We start from the raw sequence: 26,939 nt of genomic DNA on the forward strand, positions 1-26,939 counted from the left end.
CACATGGGGAGCCTCGAAGGATGACGGGATCAGCAGCGGTGTTGTTGCAGGAAGTACCCCGCCCGTCAGCGCGGCGACAAAAACGGAATGATCATCGGGACGCGGCGGCAGTAGGCGCCGTAGGCGTCTTCGCCGAGCTCCTTGGACAGGAACACTTCTTCCATCCGGCCCTTCTGCCACATGCCGAGCGAGATCAGGATGGCGCCGAGGATTGTCGTGACGGCGCCAATCGCGATGCCGGTGACGAGCATGCCGAAGATCAGTCCGGTGTAGATCGGGTGACGCACGATGCCGTAGGGGCCGGTGTCGATGACGCGGTGGTCTTCCTTGTGGGTGATGGTGTTGGACCAGAATTTTCCGAGGTGCAGCCGGCCCCACCAGGCGAAGACGATGCCGGCGATCGAGAGAACCGCGGCGATGGTGATGCCGGTGTTGCCGAGCACCCAGAGCGGCTTCCAGCCCAGGATCTCCGCAATCCACGGCGTGTACAGGATGCCGCCGACCAGGATCGGCAGGCGATAGCGCTGCGACTCGAGCGTCATGACCTGCTTCTTGGTCCGCCCCTGCCAGAACGAGGCGCCCACCCAGCTGGCGAGAAAGGCTAGCCAGATCAGGGCCAGGAGTTCGGTCGGCCAGGTCGTGGTCCAACCACCCCAGGCGACAGAGAGAAGCTTGCTGAAATCAAAGGACATGCGGAAAGGTTCTTTGGGTTGGGCGGCGGCTCAGCTCGCGCGCGAAGAGAGCGCGTGATGCTCGATGGCGCCGGAGGCTGGCTCGCCGCCGCAGGCGAGCAGATGGGTGATGGTTTCGCGCAGCACGGGCTCGATCGGGCGCGGCGCATAGCCGAGCTCGGTGCGCGCCTTGCCGATCGAGAGATCGCTTGCGGCAAGCGCAATGCGCACGCCCTCGGCGGTGCCGTTGGGAGGACGGCGCGTAATGCGATCGGAGATCGATTCGAGCATGATGGCGGAGAGTTCGGCGATCTTGCCGGGAACGACGACCGGATACTGCCGCCGTCCGCTCATCGCGGACATCATCCGCAAGATCTGGCCAAGCCTGACGCAATCGCCGCCGAGGATGTAGCGCTGGCCGATGCGGCCGCGCTCCATCGTCAGCACCAGGCCCATGGCGACGTCGCGGACGTCGACGAGATTGACCAGGAAGTCGAGATGCGGCTGCACCTTCTTCTGGAGGAAGTACCACAGCATCGCTGTCGGCGGCGTCAGATTGTGGTCGGCAGGTCCGATCGGCATGGTCGGCGTGCCGATGACGAGCGGGAAGCCCGCAGCCGCAGCCTTTGCGGCGTGGTGCTCGGCGAGCGACTTCGACCGCGTATAGGCGCCGGGCATCGCGTCGGCCGGCTGGAGCGCCTCCTCGGCGGCAACGCCGTTGAGGTTCGAATAGGGGAACAGGATCGATTCCGTCGAGCAGTGCAGGAAGCGCGAGACCCCGCGCTTCATCGCGGCTGCCAGCACGACCTCGGTGCCGCGGTAATTGACGTCGTGAAAGGCCTGCTTGTCGGCGACCCACATGCCGGGCAGGCCGGCGAGATGATAGACCTGATCGACGCCGGCAAGCGCGGCATCGACCGCGGCGCCATCCAGCACCGAGCCGTGCACATATTCAACGTCCCCGTTGGCCGCGTCCGGCGGCCGGACATCGAGAACACGTACCCGCTGCCCACGGGCGCGGAGCGCTTCGACGAGATGCTGTCCGATGAAACCACTGCCACCGGTAACCAGTACGAGATTCATGAAGAAGGTTTTGCTGTTCCGCTTCTAGCAAGCTATCGGGTTGAAAGGGAGTTGGTCGGAAGAGGCGCGAGAATCGCGGCAAGGTCGCGACGAAAACCCAGTGCAATGAATAATTTCGCCATGACGAACATCGGTCCCAGCAGGAAATGAGTGGGGTGGTCGACCATTGACGGCTGCCGCTCCTCAAACACCCTGTGGCCGACGATCTGCGATGCGACGCCAAACCCGATCAGCACCGCAAAAATCGACCACATCATGGCAATCGAGACCTGATTGCCGATCGCGGTTGCGACCGAAAGAAGCACAATCATCGCCGCGAGGATGCCGAGGCCAATCCCGGCGTCCAGCATCAGCCAGTATACCAGCACTGGCAGGGCCAAAATCGCCGCCAGGCTCACCTCGACCCCGAACACGGGAAAATGGACCAGCGTCAGCGGCAGCGTTGCGCCGGTGAAGAGCAGGAGAATGCCGACCACATGCATCGCGCAGTTCCAGGGATCGCGGTGGTATTCGACATAATCGGCCAGTTGGCGTTGAAAATAGCCAGCCATCTTGGTCTCATGCAGCATGGGGTCGGGAAGGACGAAGAGAGGCTATAGCACCGGAGCGGGCACTGCACAAACCTGCGCTCTTGTCGCACAAAACCGCGCTGTCGCGCTGTGAGACAGGTCACAAAAAGGTCAGGACTTCAACAGGTTCCGTCGGGTACCGAAGCGCGTGCGCTCAATGTTTCTTGGCGGGCTTTTTCGTCGCAGGCGCGGGCGCCGTAGCCGGGTGCGCAGGCTGGTCCTCGGGCACCTTGGCAAAGGTCAGGATTTGCAACTGGCCGTTGACCGCCGAGGTCGGCTTGGCGCGGTCGAGGAACTGTTCCTCGCCGAGGCCGATCGGCTGGAGCCGCTTGGTCGAGATCTTGAAGGTGTTCACCAGCACGTCGCGGATCGCGTCCGCCCGGCGCTGGCTCAGGATCGCATTGGCCTCTCGTGTCTTCGCATTGGATTCGACATGGCCGACGATCAGGAATGTGTAGGGCAGCAGCGAGGCGTGAACCAGCGCGTCCGCGAGCCGGCCGACGGTCTGGTAGGAGTCCGGCTGGATGATCGGTGTGTCGGCGTCGAACTGGATCTGCGCGTTGAAGGCGGGCAGCTTGGCGAGGTCAGGCGCGATCAGCGGCCGGTTCACCGGCCCCGGATCGTTCTTGATCCTGGCCTTGGCCCGCTCCATCACCTGCTGTTTCAGCGCGGGGAGGTCGACCTCGGCGGCCTCCTCGAAATGATTGAGCTTGCCGACGATGTCGTCACGGGTCGGCGCCGTCTGCGCGCCCGCGGTGCCCGCGAGCAGACCTAGGCCCAGTGCGATGCCAATTCCGGCGGTGGTGAGCCCGGTTGCGCGCATCATCGATAACCCGCGTCGTCGACGGCCTTCAGGCAGTTGTTGCTGATGCCCTTGGGCGTCGAGACCAGGCAGGGGATCGACTTGCTGGTCTCCTTGGTCGAGCCGCCGCAGACCTTGACGATCTCGCGCTGGCAGACGTTCGCGACCGTGACGCGGGCGGCCACCCGCTTCAGGATGGCGTCGAAGGCCGTGAGGTAGTCGGTCTGGCATTGCGGCGACAGCACATCCCGGTTGCGGGACAGGCATTCCTTCAGCCGGGTCGAGTCCGGATTGACGCCGCGGCAATTGGCGACGATTTCCGCGCCGCAACTCTTGGCCAGCAGCCCGAGCGAATCGCCAAAGCTCATGGTCTCCGCCGTCGCAAGCGACGGCATCCCCAATGCAAGCACGATCAATGTGATGGAGCCCCGGACCATGGCTGCATCTGATACGGGGAAGTTCGCGATGGTCAAGGGGCGTTCGGGCCAGAACTGTCGAGAGTCCGACGAGTGCGGCGAACAGTCCTCACTCCGTGGCGTGCGCGCGGGCCTACCGGCTGATTCCCAACCGCATCACCGCAGGCTGGCGTGGAGTTCCGGCGGCCCGCCCAACCTGTATCGCAGCGAGAGCGGAGTGCTGCCGTCGATGTCGGTGATGCCGAACTGCGCGCCCAGTTCGGCACCGATCAAGGCCCTGCCCGAATAGTGCATGAGATCGCCGGACGCGTAGAGGGCTGCTATGACCCGGCCCGTGAACTGCGGCGATTCCCGCTTGGCCGTCGGTCTCGCTTCGGGCGGCAAGCTAGCGATGTACGCACGGGCGCGTTCAGTATCGAGGCCACCCATCCAGATCGAGACGGCGGCGACGTTGTGGGGACGCAACTCCTTCGCCATGTCCGCCGCCATCTTGTCGGCGCCCGCCTTCTGCGCACCATAGACGGGGCTGTGATAATAAGCGACTGCCCCATAATGCCCCGTATTGACGATCAGCCCACGGCCGTTCGCAATCAACAAGGGTGCTGCATAGAAGCTGGCCACGAAATGCGATCGCAGCCCGATCATTATCAGATCGGCCGCCTCCAACGGCTTCTCCCAGAACCCTCCGGGCAGTGTCAGCCCGACCGCCTTCACCGCGTTGTTGACGAGCAAGTCGAGACGGCCATGATCGCGTCCGACCCGAGCGAACAACTCTGCTACGGCCTCGTCATTGGAATGATCGATGCACATAGGGATGCCCTTGCCGCCGGCTTCGCTGACAAGCGTCGCCGTCTCCGCCACTGTGCCGCCATAGGGCGAGTCATCCGGCGTCTGGCTGCGTCCTGTCACATATACGGTCGCGCCGGACCGTCCAAGTGCGATGGCGATACCCTTGCCCGCTCCCCGGCTGCCTCCCGTAACTACGGCCACCACATTCATGATCTATCCCTCGCGATGCTTCGGGCGCGAGCCTGACGGCCGGCACCAGTTCTCGTGTCCAAATGCCCGCCATAAGGGCCGAACTGCTTCCGCGGAGAATAGGGAGCGTGGTATTCAAAGCGCAAGAACGCACCACAAAGTGCAATACACACCCTCAGGTAACTATGGCCAAAATTTCCCAAAGCTCTTCGCAGATATGTTCCACAGCCGAGATCGAGGACGCCTTGAAGGTGCTTGAAGGCCGATGGAAAGCACTCATCCTATTCCATCTTTTTCGCGCGCCGGTGCTCCGGTTTTCGGAACTGCGTCGCGCAATTCCTGGCGTCTCTCAAAAGATGTTGATCCAGCAACTCCGTGATCTGGAAGGGGACGGCGTCGTTGTCCGCAAGGTTTACTCTGAAGTGCCTCCCAAGGTGGAGTATGCTCTGACAGAGGAAGGATTGGCTCTGCGTCCGGCGCTGGTTGCACTTAAGTTATGGGCAGCGTCACGGAAGGGAAATCTCTTGAATCCGCCAACGAACATCTCCGCGGCCAATTCTAATGAGTCCTGAGCCTGGATTGTAGCAAGCGGCGTTAAGTGAGCGGGGCGCGATGCGCTCACGCCCGCTGAACAAAGCTGTCGACCACCTTCTTCTCGCCGGCTTTGTCGAAGGCGATGGTGAGCTTGTTGCCGTCGATCTTGGTGACGCGGCCGTAGCCGAATTTCTGGTGGAAGACGCGGTCGGCGAGCGAGAATTCCGAGGTCGTGCCGGTAGATTTGGCGACCAGCTCGCCCTCGATCGTCATCGGCCCGCGGCGGCGCGACGAGAAGCTGCCGAAATCGGGCGAGGACGACGCTGACGAAAACGACGAGGCCTCTTCCTCGAAGCCACTGCGACCACCGCCACCATTGCGGCCTTGTCCATTCGCTTGGCCCCGGTTGCGGTTGGCCTGGGCACGCTGCCATCCCGGGGTCGAATAGGTCGACCCGAACGCCTCCATGTCGTCGAAGCGCGAGGCGCCGTAGCCGCCGGTGCCGCCCCAGGCCGAGCCGCCTTTGGATTCCGTGATCTCGACATTGGCCGCCGGCAATTCGTCGAGGAAGCGCGACGGGATCGTGGTTGTCCAGGTGCCGTGGATGCGCCGGTTGGTCGCAAAATAGATCTTTGCGCGGCGCCTCGCGCGGGTCAGGCCGACGTGACCAAGCCGGCGCTCTTCCTCGAGGCCCGCGCGGCCCTGTTCGTCCAGCGTGCGCTGGCTCGGGAACAGGCCTTCTTCCCAGCCGGGCAGGAACACGTTGTCGAATTCGAGCCCCTTGGCCGAATGCAGTGTCATCAGCGACACCGCGTCCTCGTTGGCCCCGCTGTCGCGGTCCATCACCAGCGAGATGTGCTCGAGGAATCCTTGCAGGTTCTCGAACTCCTCCATCGAGCGCACGAGCTCTTTCAAATTCTCCAGCCGGCCTGCCGCATCGGCCGAGCGGTCCTTCTGCCACATCTCGGTATAGCCGCTCTCGTCGAGCACGATCTGGGCGAGGTCGGTGTGCGCGGTGACTTCGCGCTGGGCGCGCCAGCGATCGAACTGGGCGACCAGGTCGCGCAAGCTCCCCCGCGCCTTCGGCTTCAATTCGTCGGTGTCGACCACGGCGCGTGCCGCCTCGAACAAGGGAATGCGACGCTTGCGGGCGTGATCATGCAGCATCTGCACGGTGGCATCGCCCAAGCCCCTCTTGGGCGTGTTGACGATGCGCTCGAAGGCGAGATCGTCGGCGGGCGAATTGATGACGCGCAGATAAGCCAGCGCGTCACGGACTTCGGCGCGCTCATAGAAGCGCGGGCCGCCGATCACGCGATAGGGCAGGCCGAGGGTGACGAAGCGGTCTTCGAACTCACGCATCTGGTAGGAGGCCCGCACGAGGATCGCGATCTCGTTGAGCTTGTCGCCCTGACGCTGGATCTGCTCGATCTCCTCGCCGATGCCACGGGCTTCCTCTTCCGAATCCCAGGAGCCGGTGACCGTGACCTTCTCGCCGTCCTGGTCCTCGGTGCGCAGCGTCTTGCCGAGCCGGCCTTCATTGTGCGCGATCAGATGCGAGGCGGTGGCCAGGATGTGGCCGGTCGAGCGGTAGTTGCGCTCGAGGCGGATGACCTTGGCGCCGGGAAAATCGTGGTCGAAGCGCAGGATGTTGTCGACCTCCGCGCCGCGCCAGCCATAGATCGACTGATCGTCGTCGCCGACGCAGCAGATATTTTTGACGTGTGGTGTCTGCTCCCTCGCCCCGCTTGCGGGGAGAGGGGGAGTCTCCACGAGCGCGGTGCTGGGAGAGTCCCCCTCANCCCGCCGCACTTCGTGCGTCGGCCTCTCCCCGCAAGCGGGGAGAAGCGAAGGAAGAAGCCGACGGCGCCTGCGACAACAGCCGCAGCCACAGATATTGCGCGACGTTGGTGTCCTGATATTCGTCGACCAGGATGTATTTGAAGCGCTGCTGGTACTGCCGGAGGACATCCGGGTGCTCGCGGAAAATGCGGATGTCTTCGAGCAGCAGATCGCCGAAATCGGCCGCGTTGAGGATCTTCAGCCGCTCCTGGTAGCTCGCATAGAGCTTGCCGCCCTTGCCGTTGGCGAAGACGGCGGCTTCGCCGGCCGGCACCTGCGACGGCGTCAGGCCGCGGTTCTTCCAGCCGTCGATCAGCCCGGCCAGCATGCGCGCCGGCCAGCGCTTGTCGTCGATGTTGTCGGCTTGCAGGAGCTGCTTCAGCAGCCGCACCTGGTCGTCGACGTCGAGCACGGTGAAATTCGATTTGAGCTGCGCCAGCTCTGCATGCGTGCGCAGGATGCGGCCGCCGATCGAGTGGAAGGTGCCGAGCCACGGCATGCCCTCGACGGCCTGGCCGAGCATCTGGCCGAGCCGGTGCTTCATCTCGCGCGCGGCCTTGTTGGTGAAGGTCACCGACAGGATCTCGGCGGGGCGGGCACGGCCCTGGCTCAGGATATGGGCGATACGCGTGGTCAGCACGCGGGTCTTGCCGGTGCCGGCGCCGGCCAGCACCAGAACCGGGCCATCCAGTGTCTCCACGGCGTCGCGCTGCTCGAGATTGAGCCCGGCGAGATATTTCGGTCCCACCGAGGCGCGCGCACGCGCGGCAATGCCGCCGGCTGCCGGCTGGTGGTCGGAGACGTTCTGGGGCGTGATCTTGCTCGGCTCGGTCATGCGAATCATTGGCCCCACGATGGCACCGCGGGGTGGTGGAAGGGAGCCTTCATAACAGGGATTGTTGCCTATATGGGGGCGCGGCGAGGGGTTTTCCACGTACGCGGAAGACCGATTTGTTCCTGCTGGACGTGCGAATTTCCGGCTTCAGCGGGCAGGAACCATTGTTCCGCGTTGGAGATTGTTTGGGCAAGTGAGGCGCGCCAGCCGCGCCGATCGCAGACAGTCATTCAAACAGAGGTTCGGACCATGCTTAGCTGGGTTGTGACGTTTCTGGTTATCGCCCTGATCGCCGGCATTTTGGGCTTTGGCGGCCTCGCCGGCGCGTCGATCGAAATCGCCAAGATCATCTTCTTCGTCGCTGTGGTGCTGTTCCTGGTCTCGGCCGTGGTCGGCCTCGCCCGCGGCCGCAGGATCTAGCGCGGTCTGATTGGTGCATGATCTTACCGGAAAACCGCTTCACACTTTTCCGGATCATGCACTACCGCTTCGAGGGCATCGCCACGTTGCGGCCGATGCCCTCGGGCCGGGCCAAGGTGCTGTGGATCTTGGCGATCCCTGCGATGCGCTGCTGGATATCAGGCGGAAACGCCGCAACGCGCCGCGCCTTCATGTCCATGTGCAGCGACATGTTCTCGGAAGTGGCCGAGAGCCAGCCTTCCGTCCCGTGCCTCATTTCCTCGAACGTATGCAGCCGCTTGTCGTCGGCCTCCAGCAGCCACACCAAAATCTGCACGGGATCGCCGAGGTGGATTTCGCGCAAATAGCGGACATGGCATTCGGCGGTGAAGGTCGAGCCGTGGCGCTCCTTCTTGTAAGTGGGACCGATTCCGAGTTCGAGCCAGAACTCGTCGATGGCCCGGTCGAACATCACGTTGTAATAGGCCATGTTGAGATGGCCGTTATAATCGATCCATTGCGGTTCGATCTGCATGATCGAGCCGCGGAACGGCTCGGCTTTGGGCGCAGCGACGGTCTCCGACATGTCTCATTCCCTACCTATGCGTCCGGTCGCTTGACTTGACCGGTGAGATGTCCTTTGCCACGGTTTCTTCTCGTCGGGAGGAATGTCCGTGGGTACGACCATCACCAATAATCCGCCGAAGCCGGCGCCGAAAGCCCTCGCAAGCGCGCTGGAGCAGCTTGCCGCACGCTTCGGCAACCGCCTCATCACCTCGCAGGCCGTGCGCGAACAGCACGGCCACACCACGACATGGCTCGTCAACCAGCCGCCGGACGGCGTGGTGATGGCGCAGGACACCGCCGACATCCAGGATGTGGTGCGGATCTGCGCCAAGAATGGCGTGCCCGTCATCGCCTTCGGCACCGGCACCTCGCTTGAAGGCCAGGTCAACGCGCCCGCGGGCGGCATCTGCATCGACCTGCGCGACATGAACAAGGTGCTCGCCGTGCATGCCGAGGACCTCGACTGCGTGATCCAGCCCGGCGTGACCCGCAAGGCGCTGAACGAGCATCTGCGCGACCAGGGCCTGTTCTTCCCAATCGATCCCGGCGCGGACGCTTCGCTCGGCGGCATGGCCTCGACCCGCGCCTCCGGCACCAATGCGGTGCGCTACGGCACCATGCGCGACAGCGTGATCGCCCTGAAGGTCGTGCGCGGCGACGGCGAGATCATCACCACCGGCACGCGCGCCAAGAAATCATCCGCCGGCTACGACCTGACACATCTCTTCGTCGGTGCCGAAGGCACGCTCGGCATCATCTCGGAATTGACTATCCGCTTGCGTGGCATCCCCGAGACCATTGCGGCCGGCGCGGTGTCGTTCGAGACCGTGCACGGGGCGTGTCAGGCCGTGATCCTGGCGATCCAGACCGGCATTCCCGTCGCGCGCATCGAGCTGCTCAATGCCGCGCAGGTGAGAGCCTGCAACGCCTATTCGAAGCTGACGCTGCCGGAGACGCCGCTGCTGCTGATGGAATTCCACGGCAGCGAGATCGAGGTCGCCGAGCAGTCCAAGGCGTTCGGCGAAATCGCGAAGGAATACGGCGGCGGCGATTTCTCCTGGACCACCAAGCCAGAGGATCGCACAAAACTGTGGCAGGCGCGCCACGATGCATACTGGTCGGTGAAGGCGCTGCGGCCCGGCGACAGCATCGGCGTGGTCGCAACCGACGTCTGCGTGCCGATCTCGCGCCTGGCCGAATGCGTCGGCGAGACCGAGGAAGACCTCAAGCGGCTCAACCTGTTGTCGCCCATTGTCGGCCATGTCGGCGATGGCAATTTCCACTGTTCGCTGGTCTGTGACACCAATGATGCCGACGAGATGGCGCGCGGCGAGGAGTTCATGCATCGCCTGGTCGAACGCGCGCAGGCGATGGACGGCACCTGCACCGGCGAACACGGCGTCGGCCAGGGCAAGCAGAAATATCTCAAGGCCGAGCTCGGGCCCGAGGCGCTCGACGCGATGCGTGCGCTGAAAAAGGCACTCGATCCGCAAAACATCTTCAACCCCGGCAAGATCGTGCCGGAGGCGTAGCGCACAGCGCCGCTGCCGTTTATGCTCGTTCCGTCACCACGGAGCGGGCAATGCGGTGGTTCGCGCGCAAGACGCGACAGGACATCTGGGACGAAACGATAGAATGGCCGCTCGGCGACATCGAGGCGGCTGAGCGCATTCGCGCGATCTGTGACGCCGCGGCCGCGAGTGCGACAGGTTTTTCGCGCAACGACAAGGGCGACAGCGAGCGCTATGAACGCGCGGCGAAGGTCGCGATGGAAATCGCGATGAAGATCTCCGACGGATTGATGCGCGACGACGCGGTGCATCGCATCGTCGATCTCTGCATGAAAGCGAACGACCTCAAGACCGCGCAGATCCTGTGTCGTGCGATCCATGCCAGCTGGATCCGCGAAACGATACAGCGCGATTATCCCGCGCTGGCGTAGAGCATGATCCGGAAAAGTGTGGAGCGGTTTTTCGAAAAGATCATGCTCAAAACAACAACCTGACGCCGTTATTTCGCCAGCTTGCGCACGGCCTCGTCCACGCTGTGGAAGACGTGGTCCTTCGGCAGCACATCGAACAGCTTGAATCGCTCGAATGCGTCCTGCGCCCGCACCGATTCCAGCCGCGCCAGCGCGACGGTGACGCCCTGCTCGTTGCACGCCTTGAAGACGTCGAGCAAAATCTGCGCGGCGGTGAAGTCGATTTCGACCATGCCGCTCGCCTCCAGCACCAGCAGTTGCGGCGTGGATGTCGTGAGAATCTTGGTCACGTCGCTGCGGAAGCCGGGCGCATTGAGGAACGACAGCGGCGCCTGGAGCCCGATCACGGCGATGCCGGCGATGCGCTCGCCGGTGATGTGCGGATGGGCCGGCCACCAGATCGTGGTGCCCGGCACGCGCTCGAACTCGACGATTCTGGCGCGCGTCGTGCTCCAGATGCCGTGCAGCAGCGACAGCACGATGCCGAGGAACGCGCCTTGCTGGATCGGCAGGACGATGATCAGTGCGGCGGTCGCGATGATCAGCAGGAACTCGCTCGGGGATTGCCGATAGATCGTGACGATCTGCTTCATGCGGATGATGCGCAGCGCGACGAACAGCAAGATGCCGCCAAGTGCGGCATCCGGCACGTGCCGCAACAGTCCCGTGCCGAACGCGAGCAGTGCCAGCACAATGAGTGCCGCCGCGAGGCCTGCGAGCTGCGATTGGCCGCCGGTCTCGGCGACGATGCCCGTTCGCGGCGGGCTCGCATTGACCGGAAAAGCGCCGAACAGGCCGGCCAGCACGCTGCCGGCGCCCGCGCCGAGGAAATCACGATCGACATCGGCGGGCTTGTCGGGATCTGACGGAAACGACCGCGTGGTCGCGGCGGTCTGTACCATCACGACGATGGTGACCACGAAGGCGAGCGGCACCAGGCGCACCCATTGCTCCGGCGCGAGATCGGGCAAGGTCGGTCGCGGCAGCGTGCCCGGCACCACGCCGACGACGTTGACGCCCTTGCTCTCGAGGCCAAGCCAGATCACGGCCAGCGTTGCGGCGACAAGCCCGATCAGCGCGCCGGGAATTTTTGCGCTGATCTTCTCGGAGATGAAGACCACGGCGAGTACGCCGAAGCCGATGCAGAACGTCAGCGGATTGGTCCGGCCAAGCTCGGTTGCGAGCACCCCGATGCGATCGAGTGTCGGCCCGCTTGGCGACTCCAGTCCCAGCACGCCCGGCAATTGCGATACGATGATGTGGACGGAGATGCCGGCGAGAAAGCCGACCATGATCGGCACCGACAGGAGATTGGCGATGCCGCCGAGTCGGAAGGCGCCGCCGGCGAGCATCATCGCGCCGACCATCAGCGCCAGCGCGATCGCAAATCCCTGGTACTCGGGCGAGCCGGCGGCAGCCAGCGCTGCAAGCCCGCCGGCGAAGATCGGCGTGATCGTGGAGTCCGCGCCGCAGGACAGAAAACGGTTGCCGCCGAGCAGCGCAAAGCCGAGCGAGCCCGCCATGAACGCGAAGAAGCCGATCTGTGGCGCGAAGCCGCCGAGCCGTGCGGTCGCCATCTGCTCGGGGATGGCGATCGCCGCCAGCGTCAGTCCCGCCATCAGGTCGCCGGGCAGGGAATAGGACGCGAGCGACCGGAAGACGGGCCATGATCCTTTGGCGTGTGCGTTTTGCGGCATTGACGTGATGTCCCCGGAAGCGTGCGTCGGCCGACCAGACTACAGCATTTCCGGCCTAGAAGGTGGGAGACCGCGCAGGCGTGGCGCCATCAACAGAAATGTCCGCAAGCAAGGCTTGCGGACATCAGTGCCTATCGTGGTGCGGCAGTGTCAGTATCTGCTGCGGCCGTAGTCGCCGTGTCCCATCTCTCCGCCACCGCCGCGGCCGCCACCACCGCCCATGCCCATGCCGAGGCCAATACCGATGCCGATGCCTTGCATCACGGCGGCTGGCGGCGGGCCGCGGTCCTGCGGCGGCGCGCGCTCGACGACCGTTTCGTCAGGCGGCGGCCGGCGCTTGGGCGGCGTATCAACCACCTTGCGCTTCGGCGGCGTGTCGTCGACGCGCTTCTTGATGATCGGCGCAACCGTCGGATTGATCGGCGAGGCCGGGGTCGTGGGCGTCGAGCACGGGCAGGTCGGCGCCAGCGCGACGGCGATCGGAGCAGGGACCGCAGCAGCCGCGACCGGCAAGACATAGTTGCGGTTCTGCACGCGGAGCAGCAATTTGCGCGCGGTCGCCGCGAGGTCGCTGTTGTCCCAGTTGGCGAGATAGGCCTCGAAGGAGGCGCGGGTATTGATCGCGACCGCGCGATCCCACGCGAGCATCTGGCGCCGGCGCTCCAGGATCGAGCGTAGGCGCGGCGTGTAGGTGGCCTGCGCGTACAACTCGACATAAGCTTGATATGCAGGAACGGTGTCATCGGCGATGACGAGGTCGTAGGCAACCTTCGCGTCCTTGCCCTGCAAATCCTTGCGCCAGTCCTCGACGCTGCGGGTGGCGCTGGCGAGCGCCATCGAGCCTGCGCCCGGAGCAGGCGGCTGCTGGCCGCTGCTGTCGCCGAAGAATTTGAAGTCGGTCGTCAGCGACGAGCTCTCCCAGGGGATCTGCCGTCCGTCGGTCGATTGCGCCACCGCAATGCGGATTCGCTTGAACACTTCCTCGATCGGGACGTTCGGTTGCTTCGCAACCGTCAGCGCTGCGGTGGTGTAGGGGCTATCGACGCCGGAGCCGTCCTCGGCTTCCGCGCCGGGCGAGGTCGAATAGGAGATGAAGGTACCCTGTGCGCCGGCCTTGGTGTCGACGATCGCAAGTCCGTGGCCGGCGCCGCTCAGCGCCGGGAACGGATTGTTGCGGCAGGCATCGAGCATGAAGATGCGCGCGCGCGTCGGCAGCGCGCCGAGCGTATTGAGGAGATCGTTGAGCCGCACGCCCTGGAGTGGAATGTCGGCCTCGCGCTTGGGGTCGAGGTCGACCGGCACGAGATAGTTCTCGCCGTCGATCTGGAGGCCGTGGCCGGCATAAAACACCAGCGCGATGGTGTCGGCGCCGCTGGCGCTGACTTTGCCGGCAAAGTCAGAGATCGCCTGACGCATCTCGCTCTGCGCCAAATCGGGCGCTGCGGTGACGGTGAAGCCGGCATTGCCGAGCAGCTCCGCCATGCCCTTGGCATCGTTGGCGGCGTTGGGCAGTTCCGGCACCGTGCGATAGGCCGATTGGCCGATCACCAGCGCCAGCCGCGCTTCGGCCGCAGCGTCTGTCGGCGTCATCAATTGCGTGAGCGCTAGAAGGCTGGAGGCAAGGAATAAATTACGAAGGATTGGACGGCGCATAATGTCACCTCCATCGGCAATGCGCGAGGATGTCACCTTTTCTAGTCGTCCGCCATGACTCTGTCTGTGCGCTATCTCACGCTACGACGTGCGGCAAAATGGGGCAGGAGGTCTGCCGGAGCTGATGCGTCACGCTGTGGCGTCAGAACAGTCCGCGATCCCAGGGCGGATCCGGCGCAAAGCGCGCGGCGAGAAAATCGATGAAGGCGCGCACCTTGGCCGGCGGCCGGCGGTCGGGCAGGTAGACCGCATGCACCGCGGAGGACTGGATCTCCGGCTGGTCGAGCGGAAGCGCGACCAGCGTGCCGGCGCGCAAATCATCGGCGATGATGAAGGTCGGCTGTCGTGAAATACCAAGGCCGGCCAGCGTCGCCGCGCGCAGCGCATCGCCATTGTTGGCGCGCAAGGTACCGCTGATCTGGATGCGGATCTCGCCGTCGACGCCGAACGGCCATTCCGCAGCGCTGCCTTGCTGCGTGAGCGTGTAGCCGAGACAATTATGCGCAGCGAGGTCGGCCACGCTGCGCGGTGTGCCGTGCTTCGCTAGATATGAAGGCGCGGCGCAGACCAGCAGGCGGTTCCGCGCGAGCCGCCGCGCCACCATGCTGGAATCGCGCAACTTGCCGATGCGGATCGCAAGGTCCCAGCCCTCCTCGGCGAGGTCGACCAGGCGATCATTGAGCCCGAGCTCGATCGTGACCTCGGGATGGCGTTCCGAGAACTCTGCAATCAGTGGCGCGATCTGCCGTGTGCCGAACACCACGGGCACGTTGACCCGCAACAGCCCGCGCGGCTCGACGCGCTCGCGCGCGACCGCAGCGTCGGCGGTCTCCATGTCGGCGAGGATCCGCTCGGAGGATTCCAGATAAAGGCGACCGGCCTCGGTGATCGACAGCCGCCGTGTGGTGCGATGGAACAGTTTGATGCCGAGCCGCGCCTCCAGCGACGCCACATGCTTGGTGACCATGGTCTGCGACAGGCCCAGGGCGCGGGCCGCGCCGGAGAGGCTGCCGTTCGCCGCCACCTTGGCGAAGACTTCCAGGCTGGTCAGCCGGTCGAGCATCTATCTCACTCTAAGAGTGTGAAGTATATTTCCAGAATAGCAGATTATCATTCGAACGAGAATAGATCATGTTGCGGTGCAAAGGAGACCATCATGATCGATTCCCGTACTGCTCCCTACGCCGCGCTGGTGCTGCGCGTGACCTTGGGCGCGCTGTTTCTCGCCCATGCCAGCCTGAAACTGTTCGTCTTCACCCCGGCTGGAACTGCAAAGTTCTTCGGCAGCCTCGGCTTCCCGCCCGAACTCGCTTATCTCATCATGACGGTTGAAGTGCTGAGCGGCATCGCCCTGATCCTCGGCGTCTGGACCCGCTATGCCGCGCTCGCCGGCATTCCGATCCTGCTCGGAGCCATCTTCACGGTGCACGGCGCCGCCGGCTTCTTCTTCACCAACCCGAAGGGCGGCTGGGAATACCCCGCCTTCTGGGCAATCGCGCTGGTCGCGCAGGCGCTGCTCGGCGATGGCGCCTTCGCGCTGCTGCCCTCACGCGATGTCGAGGCGGCGAATGGACAGTTGAGCGTCGCGCATTCGCGCTGACGTCATCGTAGCATCGTTGAAACGCAAGAGCTGCGGGATATTCATCCCGCAGCTCTTGTTTTAGCTTCGTACCAAACCCATCAATCTGCGTTCAGCATTGATCCATACCTGAATTGGATCGATCTGCGTCAATCTTGCCCAGCGGACCTCTTCCCCGCGATGCGGCGTCATCGAAAACATCGGCAAACATAGACCTTCCGCCGCAGTTTCTGCCGAAGCGTCTGCCTCTCCAGCTGTCGCAGCGCCCCGGGCCGCAACCCTTGCCTGCTCTGTCGCTTTGGCCATACAGTCCGTGCAACAGGCTGTGGCAACGACCGCGGCCGAAACAAAAATGCATTGGGGAGAGACAGCACCATGACCATCGTGCCCGTCAGCCGTCGCACGTTCATCAAGTCGTCGACGGCGGTGACCGCCGGCCTCGTGCTCTCTCCCGCGATCATCGGCCGCGCCGAAGCCGCGACGCTGAAGCTGAAATGCTCCTCCTCGCTGCCGAACGATCCCAAATATGCCAACGGCCGCGTCTACTACGACAATCTGGTCAAGAACCTGAAGGCGAACGGGCTCGGCGAGCAGGTTGAGGTCGCCTTCTTCCCCGACAACCAGTTGGGCCAGGAAATCGACGTCATCAATTCGGTGAAGCTCGGCGTCATCGACCTCATGGTGTCGGGCTCGTCGATCTCGGCCAATCTGGTGCCGCTCGTCGGCACCTTCGACCTCGGCTATCTCTTCGCCAGCTTCGAGCAGCAGACCAAGGCGTTCGACGCCGGCGCCGCCAAGCCGATCGAGGATGCGCTGCTCAAGGGCGGCAACATCCGCGTCATCGCCTGGGCCTATAATTTCGGCGCGCGCAGCGTGCTGGCCAAGAAGCCGGTGAAGACGCCGGAGGATCTTACCGGCCTCAAGATCAGAACGTTGCCCAATCCCGTCATCACGGAATGCCTGCGCCTGATGGGCGCGGCCGCAACGCCGCTCGCCTTCGGCGAGATCTATACCGCGCTCCAGGCCGGCGTCCTCGACGGGCTCGAGCACGATGCGCCGACCATCCTCGCCAGCAAGTTCTTCGAGACCTCGAAGCACTATGCGATGACGCAGCACATCTTCTCGCCGCTCGCGATCTATTTCAGCGACATGACCTTCAACCGCATGGATCCGAAGCTGCGCGAAGGTTTTCTCGACGCCGCCAAGAAGGCGGCGGCCGACACCCGCGTCCACGGGCGGGCGGTCGAGAAGGAGGCGCTGGGCGCGCTTGCCGATAAGGGTGTGACAGTGATCGAATGCGATCGCGAGGCCTTCCGCAAGCGCGTCGCGCCGCAGACCGAAAACTTCATGAAGGCGCGGCCGGAATCCAAGCCCGTCATCGACATCATCCGCGCGACCCAAGCCTGAGATGGCCAGGACTGAGATAATCGAATCTGAGACGGCAAGGCCAGAGATGGCGATGACGGCCGCCGTGCCGCTCTCGGGCGGCCGCTATGGGGGCATCACCCTTCTGCTTCGCCTGAGCGACGCCATCGCGGCCATCCTGTTGGCCGCCGACCTCGTCGTGGTCTGTGCCTCCGTGCTGCTGCGCTTCCTCTTCAATGCACCGGTCGAATGGTCGGACGACGTCGCGCGCGGATTGATGGTCGGATCGGCCTTCTTCGGCGCGGCCAGTGCGCTCGCGCGCGGCGAGAATGTCGGCGTGTCCTTCTTCCGCGATCTCTTGCCGCTGCGGCTGCGCGCGCTGGTCGATGCCGCGAGCGCGCTGCTGGTGGTGCTGATCTCCGGCTACGTCGCCTATAACGCGATCAAGCTGGGCTCGCTGACGGCGGGCCAGACCACGGGCTCAGGTCTGCCGCTGGAGCTGACCTTCTACCCGATGGGCGTCGGCGCGCTGTTCATGACGGTGTTCGCGATCGATCATCTCTGCGCGCGGCCGCTTCCTGATATCGTCAGGGGCTTCATTGCGATCGCCATCGTCGCCGGCCTCTATCTCGCCTGGGATTATTTGTCGCCGTCGACGGTGCCGTCGGCGGGCACGCTGATGCTGATCGGCTTCTTCGCGACGCTGTTCGGCGGATTGCCGATCGGCTTTGCGCTGGCGCTCGCCGCGCTGGTCTTCATCTGGGTCGAGGGCGCGCTGCCCGGCGTGATCTTCGCCCAGCAGATGGCGCGCGGCATCGATAATTTCGTGCTGCTGGCGATCCCGTTCTTCATCCTTGTCGGCTACCTCATGGAAGCCAACGGCATGTCGGTGCGCCTGATCGAGCTGTTGCAACGCGGGGTCGGCCGCATGCGCGGTGGGCTCAACGTCGTGATGGTGGCCTCGATGGTGCTGTTCTCGGGCATCTCGGGCTCGAAGATGGCCGATGTCGCCGCCGTCGGCTCCGTGCTGATCCCGGCAGCGCGCCGCTCGAAGCAGAATCCGGGCAGCGCGGTGGCGTTGCTCGCGGCATCCGCGGTGATGGCGGAGACAATCCCGCCCTGCATCAACCTGATCATTCTCGGCTTCGTGGCGAATTTGTCGATCGGCGGCCTGTTCATCGCAGGGCTTCTGCCGGCGGCGCTGATGGCACTGGTCCTGATCGCGGTCTCCATCATCTTCGGCAAACGCCCGGCCACGGTCGAGGAGGTCGCGCCGGAGGTGCCGGTGTCGGGCTTGTGGAGCGGCGCGATCGCCTCGTTCGGCCTGATCTTCATGATCTTCTTCGGCTTCAAGAGCGGCTTTGCCACGGCCACCGAAATCTCCGCCTTCGCAGTGGCCTATGCGCTCGTCGTCGGAAGCCTGGTGTTCCGCGAGCTCACTTTCAAATCGGCCGCGCACAGTTTCGTCCAGGCGGCGACGCGCGCGGGTCTCGTACTGTTCATCGTCGCCGCTGCGCAATCGCTCGCCTTCACGCTGACCTTGCAGCAGGTGCCGCATGCGGTCGGCGAGATCATGCTGGGACTGTCGAAGACCAGCGGGGTCTGGATGTTCATCCTGCTCGCAATCGCCGTGCTGATCGTGATGGGGTCGGTGCTGGAAGGTGCCGCCGCGCTCATCATCTTCGGGCCGCTGCTGTTGCCGGTGGCGGTGCAACTCGGCATCGATCCCCTGCATTTCGGCGTCGTGCTTGTTATCGCGATGGGCATTGGCCTGTTCGCGCCGCCGCTCGGCCTCGGGCTCTACGGCGCCTGCCTGATCGGCAATGTGCCGATCGAGCAGACCGTGAAGCCGATCATGGGCTATCTCGGCCTGCTGCTGCTCTGTCTGCTGGTGATCGCGTTCGTGCCGTCGCTCTCGACCGCTCTGCCGCGCGCGTTCGGCTACTGAAGGAGTTTTCCGTGAAGGTCCTGCTCGCCCACACGCCGGAGATGCGGCGGAATTACTACGGCGATCGCAGCCTGAACGGATTGCGGGCGATTGCCGAGGTGAACCTGCATGAGGGCGATCAGCCGCTCGATGCCGCTGGCCTCGTCAACGCGGCGAAGGATGCCGATATCATCGTGGCCGATCGCATGACCGAAGGCCGCGGCGAGATCTTTTCGCAACTGCCGCACCTGCGCGCCTTCGTCCGCTGCGCCGTCGACATCCGCAACATCGACGTCGAAGCCGCCTCGCAAGTCGGTGTGCTCGTGACCCGCGCGGGACCCGGCTTCGTGCAGGCCGTCACCGAGCTCGCGGTCGGCTTCATGGTCGATCTGTCGCGCGGTGTGTCGCGGGCGACAGTCGACTACCACGCCGGCCGCAAGCCGGAGGCGCGGATGGGCCGCCAGCTCGGTGGCAGCAAAATCGGCATCATCGGCTATGGCAGCATCGGGCGTTATCTCGCCGAGGTCGCAAAGGTGCTGCGCATGGAAGTGCTGGTGTCCGATCCCTTCGCGACCGTCAGCGACGGCGCCATCAGGCAGGTTGAGCTCGACGAGCTTCTGTCAGCGTCGGACTATGTCGTTTGTCTTGCGGTTGCCAATGAGCAAACCGAGAAGCTGATCGGGGAGGCGGCGTTGGCGCGTATGCAGAAGCATGCCGTCTTCATCAATCTCTCGCGCGGCAATCTCGTCGACGAGGCCGCACTTGCCAGGGCGCTGCTGGAGAATCGCATCGCGGGTGCCGCAATGGATGTCGGCCGCGCACCCGATCAGATGCCGACGCCGGAGCTCGCAAAATTTTCGAACGTCATCGCCACGCCGCATGTTGGCGGCCTGACGCCGCAGGCGATCGAATACCAGTCGCTGGAAACCGTGCGGCAGGTCGACGCGATCATCAAGGGCGAGGCGCCGCTAGGCGCCGTCAACGCGGAGCGCTGGACGCGGCGGCCATGAAGGGCGCTGTGGTCAACCCTAGATGATGCCTTGTTCGCGATAAGGCGCGCCGTCCAATACCCTTTGCCATCCGAAGCGGCTGAGGTCGATGGTTTGGTAACTGCCGTCCAAGATCAATTCGGCCATGGCGCGACCGCAGCCGGGTGCGTGCATGAGGCCGTGGCCGGAGAATCCGGCGACCATGTAGAAGTTCGGCATGCCGTCGCTCCATGGCCCGATGATCACATTGCCATCGAGCTCGTTCTGATCGTAGAGCCCCGGCATCACGTTCTTTTCCTTTGTTCGTTCAAAGGCTGGAAAGCGATGCGCAAGCGCCGGCCAAACGATCCGTTCGAAATAGTCGTGCTCGATCTCGAAGTTGAATCCGCGCGGCTCCCGGATGTCCGGGACACCGCCGGAATATCCCTTGCCCTCTGGACGGAACGCCAATCGCTGCGTGTCCTTCAGATAGGGCAGTGGCTCTATCGGTTGTTCGCATTCAAAATAGTGCTCGTAGCGTCGCATTGGCTCGATCGGCACCCGCATGCCGACCATCGCACTGATCTCCTTTGCCCAGGCGCCGGCCGCATTCACCACGTGATCGGTCGAGATGGTCGCGCCCGACCGTAACGTCACGTTTCGCACGCGTCCATGCTGCGCCTCGAGTCCGACGACCTCGTCGTCCAGGAAGGTTGCTCCGACGGCGATCGCCTTTCGGCGCAGTCCCCGTAGCACGCTCCAGGGATCCAGCCAGCCGTCGTCGGGCGAATAGGCTGCGGCGGCAAGATCGCTCACATTCATGGACGGAAACTTCGCCTTCAGGTCCTTCCGGTCGAGCCAGACGACGTTCACGCCGTGCTCCTGCTGCACGCGAAAGTTCCCTTCCAGCGCGGCCCGCTCGGACTCCGACACGATGAAGAGATAGCCGTTCTTCTTGAAGTCGATGCGGGCGGCCTCGCCATCCACGGCCATCTCGGTCTCGAACCGCTCGAAGAAAGGAATGCTGAAATTGGAGAGCGCGATGTTTTCGGGCAGCGCGAAGAGCCGGCGAACGCCACCGGACGCGCGCGGCGTCGAGGCCTGCTGATAGCTCTTGTCCCTCTCGATGACGGCCACCGAGCAGGCCTTCCTATGGGTCCTCAGAAAATAGGCAACGCTCGCTCCGACTGCCCCTCCGCCGACCACAACGACATCGTAATGCACGTGATTTTCTCCTGTTGCGGCACGGGATTCTGGGTGCGGGAAGTCGATTACCTTGGATCCATTGCTCGCTAGATTGTATAAAATAATTTGACTTGGTATGCAATATGTGACGATCGTATGCATCTAAATCGTGACGACGGGGAGCTTTGCATGTGGAATCGCGCAGCCAAAATTCTGATTTTATTGATTTTTTCGCTCTGTGTTCCGCCTACGCTGGCGCACGCGCAAGTCAAGTCTGACACGCTGGATCGGATCGCAAGCTCCGGTGTTCTCACCATCGGGCATCGCGATACTTCGATCCCGTTCTCCTATCTGGACGACGCCCAACACATCGTCGGATTCACGATCGACCTTTGCTCTCGCGTCGTCGAGCAAATCAAGATTGCAGCCAAGCGCCCCGATCTCCAGGTCAAGTTCTTGCCGGTGACGTCGGCCACCCGGATTCCGTTGCTCGCCAACGGGACCATCGACATCGAGTGCGGATCCACGACCAACACCAAGGAACGGCAGACGCAGGTCGCATTTTCATCGACCACCTACCTGACCACCAGCAACTTCGTGTCGAAAAAATCGGCTGGTCTCCACGGCTTCGACGACTTCAAGGGCCGGACAGTCGTCTCGACCGCCGGCACCACCAGCCTGCGCCTGCTCAATGAGCTCAACAGCCGCAAGAATCTCGGCATGTCGATCATCTCGGCAAAGGACCATGCAGAGGCGTTCCTGATGGTTGCGACCGATCGGGCCGCTGCATTCGTCATGGACGACGTGTTGCTTGCCGGACTGGTGGCGAACTCGCAGGATCCATCCATGTATGAGATATCCAAGGAGTTTCTGTCCATCGAGCCTTACGCAATCATGGTTCGGCGCGAGGATGCGGGCTTCAAGCAAGTTGTGGACGCCGCGCTCGGCGCGGCCTTCAGCTCCGGGGATTTCGAGCGGACCTATCGGAAGTGGTTCGAAACGCCGATCCCGCCACGGAATATCAATCTCAGTCTCCCGATGAGCGCAGCCCTCAAGAACGCAGTTCAGCATCCGACCGATTCGGCGGATCCCGCGACGTACCAATAGGGAATTGGAGCAGGACTGCTTCGTTCGTGCGAACGCTCCATTGCACGGCTCGCGGGGCAGCCCTATACGGGTTAGATCGCTATCGCACGACCGGCGTTCCCAATGATGAAGACTGCGCTATCGACAAAGAAGCCACAGGCACGGGGTGCCCGGTCTGCAAAGCGGGCCGCGCCTGGCGGCATGGTCAATCCTGCGAGCGTCGCAAAGCCATCTGCTCCGGACCTGGTGAGGGATGGATTGCGGAAAGCAATCCTGAGTGGAGATCTCGTCGCGGGCACACAGCTCCGCCAGGACGAACTCGCCAATCGTTTCGGGACAAGCCGCATTCCGGTACGTGAAGCGCTGAGACAATTGGAGAGCGAAGGTCTCGTCGAGCTGCATCCAAATAGAGGGGCATCGGTATCGTCCATCTCGCTGGAGGACGTGCTGGAACTGCTGGAAATCCGGATTGGCCTGGAATGTCGCGCGCTCAAGCTCGCCATCCCCAACATGGTCAGCGCGGATTTCGATCTCGCAGCGGAGATACTGCAAGGCTATGACGATGAGCCGGAACCGCAAAAGTGGGGTGAGATGAATTGGCGCTTCCACGAAACGCTGTACGTTCCCTGCGGCCGGCCGAAACTTCTTGCGATGATCGAATCGAACTACGGGCATGTTGGACGCTTCGTCCGACTGCAAGTCTCACTGGCATCTGGCAAGCAGCAACCGAACCGGGAGCATTGGGCCATCCTCGACGCCTGTCGCTCCGCAGACCTCAACCAAGCGGTCAAATTGCTTGAGGATCATATCCTCCACACTCAGAAGTCGCTTTTGGCAGCGATGCGCAGAACGTCTGGTCGCGGCCTTTCGATCGCAGGACAGGCGCGTGTTTGAGATCGCTACGCCCTAAAGCCGGTCAACCGCCTTGAACGTCCCGTCCTTCTGGATCACCGTCAAGAACACCTTTGGTGGCGTCTCGACTGCGCGGATGCCGACCGTGATGACGCTGCCGCTGATGTCGAAGCGGCCGACGTCGTTGATGACCCGCATCAGGTCGGCCCGCGTCGGGTTCGGTCCGAGATTTTCCAGCGCGGCGGCGACAAGGCGGCCGGAGAGATAGCCTTCGAGCGAGACGAAGTCCGGCGTCAGCGTCGGGTCGAATGCCTTCTGCGCCGCCTGATAGTCGGCGACGAGCTTGAGCGAGCGATCCCAGGGAAACGGCACGACTTGCGAGACGATGACGCCTTCGCCCTCCGGGCCGAGTTCTCTGGCGAGTGCATTGGCGCCGACGAAGGAGATGTTGACAAAAGTCGGTGAGAGGCCGCTGCGGCGTACGAGCTTGATGAATTCGGCGCAGGGACCGTAGGTCCCGACCATGACGATCGCCTCGGGCTCGGCCCGCTTGATCATCCGCCATGCCGAGCCGACCGCGCGCGTGTTGCGCTCGAAGGTGCCTTCGGCGGCGAGCTCGAGGCCGCGTTTGGCAAGCGCATTCTTCACGCCGGCAAGGCCGTCACGGCCGAAGGAATCGTCCTGATAGAAGATGCCGATGCGGGTGAAGTGGCGATCTTCCGTGAGGTGCTTGATCCAGGCCTCGGCCTCCGCGCCATAGCTCGCGCGAATGTTGACGACGTTCGGAATCTCGAGGTCGCGCAAGAATTCGGCGCCGCTGAGCGGTCCGATGAAGGGCACGTTCCGGGCGCTGGTGATCGAAATGGTCGCCATCGCAGTCGGCGTGCCCACCGCGCCGATCAGCGCGAACACCTTGTCGTCCTCAATCAGTCGCAGCGTCTGCGCCACCGAATGGTCGGGATCGTAGCCGTCGTCGCGGCTGATCAGTTGCAGCTTGCGGCCATGGACGCCGCCCTTCGCGTTGATCTCGGTGAAGGCCGCGACGATGCCCTGCCGCATGCGCTGCCCGAGCGCGGAGGAGGGGCCCTCGAGCACGGCAGCCTGGCCGAACAGGATCGCATCCGCGCTGACGCCGACCTCCTCGCCGCTCGCCGCGAGCGTGGTCACGGCCAGCAGCGCGAAGCTCATGACGATGCGTGTCGCTGATCGAAACGGTTTCATCAGGAAGTCTTGCCGGATGCAGGAGAAATCCCGGCGAGCATAGCCGTGCGGCCTGAATAGCTCGCTAACCGGTGGCGTACCGGCGCCTCCGTAATACTCCGGGTAAATCCGGCAACTTGCCTGGATAAAGCTCGGTCATGCCTGCAGTTCGTTAACTAAGCCGTGCATTGCGGGAAAGCCGGGTTCCGAAATTGTGCAGTTCTTAACCGCGGTCCTTGTCCGATAGTGGTTCCGGCGGCTCAACCACAGGTTCGGTCCGTCGCACAGATGGGGACGGCGGATTCAGGGATGGGCGATCGCGATCAGAATGATCAGGATCGGAAACGGATGACCGGATGGTGGCGCGTCGCGCCGCTGCTCGGGCTCTATCGTCCTGCGCTCGTCGCAGCCGGTGTCGGTCTCCTGTTCTCGCTGGCGGGTGCAGCCGCAGTGGCGCGCTGGGAAGACCGCGTCAACAGGATCGAATTCGAGAGCGCGGCCGAAACCGAATCCATCGTCATGCAGAACGGCATGAACGAATATATCAGCCGGCTCGTCGCGCTGCGGACCCTGTTCGAATCGATCAACGAGGAAATCACCCGCAGCGAGTTCGAGACTTTCAGCTCCCGGCTGTTCGAGCGTCATCCGGGCATGCTGCGCATCGCCTGGCTGCCGCGCGTCAACCGCAAGGAGCGCGCCGAATACGAGGCCGCCGCGATCGCAGACGGCCTGTCCAGCTATCACATCAAGTCGCTCCAGGGCGACGGATTTGCGGCGGCGCCGCAAAGCGACGAATATTTTCCGGTGTTCTATTCGACCCAGCCGAAGACCTCGTCCGTCTACGGCATGGACTACGCCACCGTTCCGGAACGCCGCGTGGCGCTCGAACGCGCGCGCGACAACGACCGGATCGCCGGCATTCGCGCGCGCCTCTATGAGCCGCGCGAGGGCGGCCGGTTACCCGATGTCTTCGTCGCCGTTCCCGTCTACGCCAAGGGCACCTCGCGCGTGACGGTCGCGGACCGGCGTCGCAATCTCGCCGGCTACGTCGTCGGCGTGTTCGACCTGCCGCTGCTGATGCAGGCCATTCGTGTCACCACGGGAGCCAACCCGGCAATCAGCGTGAATGTCTATCCGCCGTTCACGGCGCGGATCGTCAGCCTCGAGGAGTCGCTGCCGGATTATTCGTCCGCGTCATCATCGCCGCAGTCGATGCGCGACGTCGCGCGGGGCCTGCACTGGTCGGGCCATCTCAAGATCGGGGATACCGATTGGCAGGTGCGGGCGATGCCGACGGCTGGGGGCTCGCTGGAAATGACCTACGACCGTGCGGCCACGGTCCTCATCGTCGGCATGCTGCTGACGCTGTCGCTTGCGACCTATCTGATGCTGGCGAGCCGCAACTCGCGGCGGCTGTCGCTGGCGAACCGGCGCGTGCTGGAGCTCGCCCAGACCGACACCCTGACCGGACTGCCGAACCGCGCCTTCTTTCTCGCCCGGCTTGATGAGCTCAATGGTCAGTTGAAGGACCGCGGCCCGACCTTCTCGATCCTGATGCTCGATCTCGACCGCTTCAAGAACGTCAACGACTCGCTCGGTCACGGCGCCGGCGATGTGCTGCTGCGCCAGGTGGCGTTGCGGCTGAAATCCGCGGTGCGGGCGAGCGACGTGCTGGCGCGGCTCGGCGGCGACGAATTCGCCATCATCCAGGAAGGTTGCGAGGATCAGCGGGTCTGCTCGACCGAACTGGCAGCGCGGATCGCCAAGCTCGTGACTGAGCCGTTCCTTTTGCCCGGGCATCGCGTCGAGATCGGCACCAGCATCGGCATTGCGATCGCGCCGGATCACGGCAGCGACCAGGAGCAGTTGCTCAAGAAAGCCGACTTGGCGCTCTATCGTTCGAAATCGGCGGGCCGTAACTGCTTCACCATCTACGACGAGGCGATGTCGGCCGAGCTCGAGGCGCGCAACACGCTGGAAGGCGATCTGCGCGACGCCATCGCACGGTGCCAGCTGGAGGTGCACTACCAGCCGTTCATGGATGCCATCAGCGGCGCGCGGCGCGGTTTTGAGGCTCTGGTGCGCTGGCGGCATCCGACCCGCGGCCTGATCGCGCCAGACCAGTTCATACCGCTCGCGGAGGAGACCGGGCTGATCGTGCCACTCGGCGAGTTCGTGCTGCGGCAGGCCTGCGCGGACGCCGCCGCGTGGCCCTCGAATTTGATGGTCGCCGTGAACCTGTCGCCGATCCAGTTCAAGGAAGCCGATCTGTTTGATATGATCTGCGCGGCGCTGCGCGATTCCGGGCTGTCGCCGCAACGGCTCGAGATCGAGATCACCGAATCGGTCCTGCTGGAGCGCGGCGCCGAGAACCACGCCTTCATGGAGCGGCTGAAGCACATCGGCATCGAGCTGGCGCTCGACGATTTCGGCACCGGCTATTCGTCGCTCAGCTATCTCACCGCGTTTCCGTTCGACAAGATCAAGATCGACAAATCGTTCATCCGCAACCTCACGCACCAGCCGCGCAGCTCCGCCATCATCTCCTCGATCGTGACGCTGGCACGCGGCCTGGATATGTCGGTCACCGCCGAGGGCGTCGAGACAGCTGAGGAGTTTGAGCGGCTGCAGGCGCTCGGCGTCAATTTCGCGCAAGGTTATCTGTTCGGCCGCCCGCTGCCGGTCGACCAGATCACGTTCGATACCTCCGCTCAGCCTTCGCAACGCGACGCAGCCTGAGCCGACCGCCC

At 63.8% G+C, this 26,939-nt stretch carries 24 protein-coding genes and 1 pseudogene; 11 read left to right on the forward strand and 14 right to left on the reverse strand.

Going from position 1 to position 26,939, the window contains the following annotated elements; genetic code table 11:
- Positions 1 to 65 precede the first annotated feature (65 nt).
- The 6 genes from UP06_RS24205 to UP06_RS24230 form a co-directional block, all read right to left on the reverse strand.
- The gene (locus UP06_RS24205; protein WP_045006167.1) at positions 66 to 692 is read right to left on the reverse strand and encodes a methyltransferase family protein; all 627 of its coding nucleotides are present in this window, start codon (positions 690 to 692) and stop codon (positions 66 to 68) included.
- A gap of 30 nt (positions 693 to 722) precedes the next feature.
- Positions 723 to 1,754, reverse strand: a complete 1,032-nt coding sequence (locus UP06_RS24210; protein WP_045006168.1) for an NAD-dependent epimerase/dehydratase family protein — start codon at positions 1,752 to 1,754, stop codon at positions 723 to 725.
- 32 nt (positions 1,755 to 1,786) lie between these two features.
- Positions 1,787 to 2,323 (reverse strand): Mpo1 family 2-hydroxy fatty acid dioxygenase, encoded by a 537-nt coding sequence (locus tag UP06_RS24215; RefSeq protein WP_063778869.1) that lies wholly within the window; start codon positions 2,321 to 2,323, stop codon positions 1,787 to 1,789.
- Between the two features lie 154 nt (positions 2,324 to 2,477).
- Complete coding sequence (locus tag UP06_RS41605; protein ID WP_045006281.1) at positions 2,478 to 3,146, reverse strand: OmpA family protein; 669 nt, start codon at positions 3,144 to 3,146, stop codon at positions 2,478 to 2,480.
- Positions 3,146 to 3,562, reverse strand: a complete 417-nt coding sequence (locus UP06_RS41610; protein ID WP_045006169.1) for a hypothetical protein — start codon at positions 3,560 to 3,562, stop codon at positions 3,146 to 3,148. Before UP06_RS41610 ends, UP06_RS41605 begins: the two co-directional genes overlap by 1 nt.
- Before the next feature lie 135 nt (positions 3,563 to 3,697).
- Positions 3,698 to 4,540, reverse strand: coding sequence for an SDR family NAD(P)-dependent oxidoreductase (locus UP06_RS24230; RefSeq protein ID WP_045006170.1), 843 nt, complete (start codon positions 4,538 to 4,540; stop codon positions 3,698 to 3,700).
- 164 nt (positions 4,541 to 4,704) lie between these two features.
- On the opposite strand from UP06_RS24230, the gene UP06_RS24235 reads away from it, so the two are divergent.
- Entirely contained in the window at positions 4,705 to 5,091 is a 387-nt protein-coding gene (locus UP06_RS24235; RefSeq protein WP_045006171.1) for a winged helix-turn-helix transcriptional regulator, read from the forward strand.
- A 46-nt stretch (positions 5,092 to 5,137) separates the two neighbouring features.
- Here the strand turns inward: UP06_RS24235 and UP06_RS40145 are convergent.
- A partial coding sequence (locus UP06_RS40145) for an ATP-dependent helicase (protein WP_245305528.1) occupies positions 5,138 to 6,854 on the reverse strand: 1,717 nt, incomplete at its 5' end.
- Between the two features lies 1 nt (position 6,855).
- A pseudogene (locus UP06_RS42190) lies at positions 6,856 to 7,730 on the reverse strand (ATP-dependent helicase); the annotation flags it as partial.
- Between the two features lie 249 nt (positions 7,731 to 7,979).
- Here UP06_RS42190 and UP06_RS40150 point away from each other — a divergent pair.
- On the forward strand, positions 7,980 to 8,150 hold the full coding sequence (locus tag UP06_RS40150) for a DUF1328 domain-containing protein (protein ID WP_045006173.1): 171 nt from the start codon (positions 7,980 to 7,982) through the stop codon (positions 8,148 to 8,150).
- A 61-nt stretch (positions 8,151 to 8,211) separates the two neighbouring features.
- On the opposite strand, the gene UP06_RS24255 is transcribed toward UP06_RS40150, so the two are convergent.
- A complete protein-coding gene (locus tag UP06_RS24255) occupies positions 8,212 to 8,715 on the reverse strand; it encodes a thioesterase family protein (RefSeq protein ID WP_045006174.1) in 504 nt (167 codons plus the stop codon).
- Between the two features lie 88 nt (positions 8,716 to 8,803).
- Here UP06_RS24255 and UP06_RS24260 point away from each other — a divergent pair, with 88 nt between their 5' ends.
- Entirely contained in the window at positions 8,804 to 10,228 is a 1,425-nt protein-coding gene (locus UP06_RS24260) for an FAD-binding oxidoreductase (RefSeq protein WP_045006283.1), read from the forward strand.
- A 50-nt stretch (positions 10,229 to 10,278) separates the two neighbouring features.
- The gene (locus tag UP06_RS24265; protein WP_045006175.1) at positions 10,279 to 10,638 is read left to right on the forward strand and encodes a hypothetical protein; all 360 of its coding nucleotides are present in this window, start codon (positions 10,279 to 10,281) and stop codon (positions 10,636 to 10,638) included.
- Positions 10,639 to 10,706: 68 nt separating this feature from the next.
- Here the strand turns inward: UP06_RS24265 and UP06_RS24270 are convergent, their stop codons facing one another.
- From UP06_RS24270 to UP06_RS24280, 3 genes are all read right to left on the reverse strand, one after another.
- Positions 10,707 to 12,374 (reverse strand): SulP family inorganic anion transporter, encoded by a 1,668-nt coding sequence (locus tag UP06_RS24270; RefSeq protein ID WP_045006176.1) that lies wholly within the window; start codon positions 12,372 to 12,374, stop codon positions 10,707 to 10,709.
- 150 nt (positions 12,375 to 12,524) lie between these two features.
- Positions 12,525 to 14,027, reverse strand: coding sequence for a caspase family protein (locus UP06_RS24275; RefSeq protein WP_045006177.1), 1,503 nt, complete (start codon positions 14,025 to 14,027; stop codon positions 12,525 to 12,527).
- A gap of 142 nt (positions 14,028 to 14,169) precedes the next feature.
- Positions 14,170 to 15,090, reverse strand: coding sequence for a LysR family transcriptional regulator (locus tag UP06_RS24280; RefSeq protein WP_045006178.1), 921 nt, complete (start codon positions 15,088 to 15,090; stop codon positions 14,170 to 14,172).
- Positions 15,091 to 15,183: 93 nt separating this feature from the next.
- Here UP06_RS24280 and UP06_RS24285 point away from each other — a divergent pair, with 93 nt between their 5' ends.
- The 4 genes from UP06_RS24285 to UP06_RS24300 all read left to right on the forward strand — a co-directional run bounded on the left by UP06_RS24285 (position 15,184) and on the right by UP06_RS24300 (position 19,908).
- A complete protein-coding gene (locus tag UP06_RS24285) occupies positions 15,184 to 15,627 on the forward strand; it encodes a DoxX family protein (RefSeq protein WP_045006179.1) in 444 nt (147 codons plus the stop codon).
- 354 nt (positions 15,628 to 15,981) lie between these two features.
- The gene (locus tag UP06_RS24290; protein ID WP_045006180.1) at positions 15,982 to 17,013 is read left to right on the forward strand and encodes a TRAP transporter substrate-binding protein; all 1,032 of its coding nucleotides are present in this window, start codon (positions 15,982 to 15,984) and stop codon (positions 17,011 to 17,013) included.
- Positions 17,014 to 17,065: 52 nt separating this feature from the next.
- Positions 17,066 to 18,919 carry a TRAP transporter large permease gene (locus UP06_RS24295; RefSeq protein ID WP_045006284.1) on the forward strand — a complete coding sequence of 618 codons (1,854 nt, stop codon included), beginning with the start codon at positions 17,066 to 17,068 and terminating at the stop codon, positions 18,917 to 18,919.
- An 11-nt stretch (positions 18,920 to 18,930) separates the two neighbouring features.
- On the forward strand, positions 18,931 to 19,908 hold the full coding sequence (locus tag UP06_RS24300) for an NAD(P)-dependent oxidoreductase (RefSeq protein ID WP_045006181.1): 978 nt from the start codon (positions 18,931 to 18,933) through the stop codon (positions 19,906 to 19,908).
- 18 nt (positions 19,909 to 19,926) lie between these two features.
- Here the strand turns inward: UP06_RS24300 and UP06_RS24305 are convergent, their stop codons facing one another.
- Positions 19,927 to 21,213: an NAD(P)/FAD-dependent oxidoreductase gene (locus tag UP06_RS24305; RefSeq protein WP_082078569.1), complete on the reverse strand. Its 1,287-nt coding sequence runs from the start codon at positions 21,211 to 21,213 to the stop codon at positions 19,927 to 19,929.
- Positions 21,214 to 21,240: 27 nt separating this feature from the next.
- Between UP06_RS24305 and UP06_RS24310 the strand changes: the two genes are divergently transcribed.
- Positions 21,241 to 22,158, forward strand: coding sequence for a transporter substrate-binding domain-containing protein (locus tag UP06_RS24310; protein WP_082078570.1), 918 nt, complete (start codon positions 21,241 to 21,243; stop codon positions 22,156 to 22,158).
- A 102-nt stretch (positions 22,159 to 22,260) separates the two neighbouring features.
- A complete protein-coding gene (locus UP06_RS24315) occupies positions 22,261 to 23,031 on the forward strand; it encodes a GntR family transcriptional regulator (protein ID WP_245305529.1) in 771 nt (256 codons plus the stop codon).
- Between the two features lie 12 nt (positions 23,032 to 23,043).
- On the opposite strand, the gene UP06_RS24320 is transcribed toward UP06_RS24315, so the two are convergent.
- Complete coding sequence (locus UP06_RS24320) at positions 23,044 to 24,210, reverse strand: ABC transporter substrate-binding protein (RefSeq protein ID WP_045006183.1); 1,167 nt, start codon at positions 24,208 to 24,210, stop codon at positions 23,044 to 23,046.
- Between the two features lie 327 nt (positions 24,211 to 24,537).
- Here UP06_RS24320 and UP06_RS24325 point away from each other — a divergent pair, with 327 nt between their 5' ends.
- Positions 24,538 to 26,928, forward strand: a complete 2,391-nt coding sequence (locus tag UP06_RS24325) for a bifunctional diguanylate cyclase/phosphodiesterase (RefSeq protein ID WP_045006287.1) — start codon at positions 24,538 to 24,540, stop codon at positions 26,926 to 26,928.
- Positions 26,929 to 26,939 lie beyond the last annotated feature (11 nt).

The sequence above is a fragment of the Bradyrhizobium sp. LTSP857 genome, assembly GCF_000938285.1.
Taxonomy (GTDB): Bacteria; Pseudomonadota; Alphaproteobacteria; order Rhizobiales; family Xanthobacteraceae; genus Bradyrhizobium.

Coding starts and splice junctions, on each gene's coding strand:
- UP06_RS24205 (WP_045006167.1), bottom strand. CDS start 692: ATGTCCTTTGATTTCAGCAAGCTTCTCTCTGTCGCCTGGGGTGGTTGG.
- UP06_RS24210 (WP_045006168.1), bottom strand. CDS start 1,754: ATGAATCTCGTACTGGTTACCGGTGGCAGTGGTTTCATCGGACAGCAT.
- UP06_RS24215 (WP_063778869.1), bottom strand. CDS start 2,323: ATGCTGCATGAGACCAAGATGGCTGGCTATTTTCAACGCCAACTGGCC.
- UP06_RS41605 (WP_045006281.1), bottom strand. CDS start 3,146: ATGCGCGCAACCGGGCTCACCACCGCCGGAATTGGCATCGCACTGGGC.
- UP06_RS41610 (WP_045006169.1), bottom strand. CDS start 3,562: ATGGTCCGGGGCTCCATCACATTGATCGTGCTTGCATTGGGGATGCCG.
- UP06_RS24230 (WP_045006170.1), bottom strand. CDS start 4,540: ATGAATGTGGTGGCCGTAGTTACGGGAGGCAGCCGGGGAGCGGGCAAG.
- UP06_RS24235 (WP_045006171.1), top strand. CDS start 4,705: ATGGCCAAAATTTCCCAAAGCTCTTCGCAGATATGTTCCACAGCCGAG.
- UP06_RS40150 (WP_045006173.1), top strand. CDS start 7,980: ATGCTTAGCTGGGTTGTGACGTTTCTGGTTATCGCCCTGATCGCCGGC.
- UP06_RS24255 (WP_045006174.1), bottom strand. CDS start 8,715: ATGTCGGAGACCGTCGCTGCGCCCAAAGCCGAGCCGTTCCGCGGCTCG.
- UP06_RS24265 (WP_045006175.1), top strand. CDS start 10,279: ATGCGGTGGTTCGCGCGCAAGACGCGACAGGACATCTGGGACGAAACG.
- UP06_RS24270 (WP_045006176.1), bottom strand. CDS start 12,374: ATGCCGCAAAACGCACACGCCAAAGGATCATGGCCCGTCTTCCGGTCG.
- UP06_RS24275 (WP_045006177.1), bottom strand. CDS start 14,027: ATGCGCCGTCCAATCCTTCGTAATTTATTCCTTGCCTCCAGCCTTCTA.
- UP06_RS24280 (WP_045006178.1), bottom strand. CDS start 15,090: ATGCTCGACCGGCTGACCAGCCTGGAAGTCTTCGCCAAGGTGGCGGCG.
- UP06_RS24285 (WP_045006179.1), top strand. CDS start 15,184: ATGATCGATTCCCGTACTGCTCCCTACGCCGCGCTGGTGCTGCGCGTG.
- UP06_RS24290 (WP_045006180.1), top strand. CDS start 15,982: ATGACCATCGTGCCCGTCAGCCGTCGCACGTTCATCAAGTCGTCGACG.
- UP06_RS24295 (WP_045006284.1), top strand. CDS start 17,066: ATGACGGCCGCCGTGCCGCTCTCGGGCGGCCGCTATGGGGGCATCACC.
- UP06_RS24305 (WP_082078569.1), bottom strand. CDS start 21,213: ATGCATACGATCGTCACATATTGCATACCAAGTCAAATTATTTTATAC.
- UP06_RS24310 (WP_082078570.1), top strand. CDS start 21,241: ATGTGGAATCGCGCAGCCAAAATTCTGATTTTATTGATTTTTTCGCTC.
- UP06_RS24315 (WP_245305529.1), top strand. CDS start 22,261: ATGATGAAGACTGCGCTATCGACAAAGAAGCCACAGGCACGGGGTGCC.
- UP06_RS24320 (WP_045006183.1), bottom strand. CDS start 24,210: ATGAAACCGTTTCGATCAGCGACACGCATCGTCATGAGCTTCGCGCTG.
- UP06_RS24325 (WP_045006287.1), top strand. CDS start 24,538: ATGACCGGATGGTGGCGCGTCGCGCCGCTGCTCGGGCTCTATCGTCCT.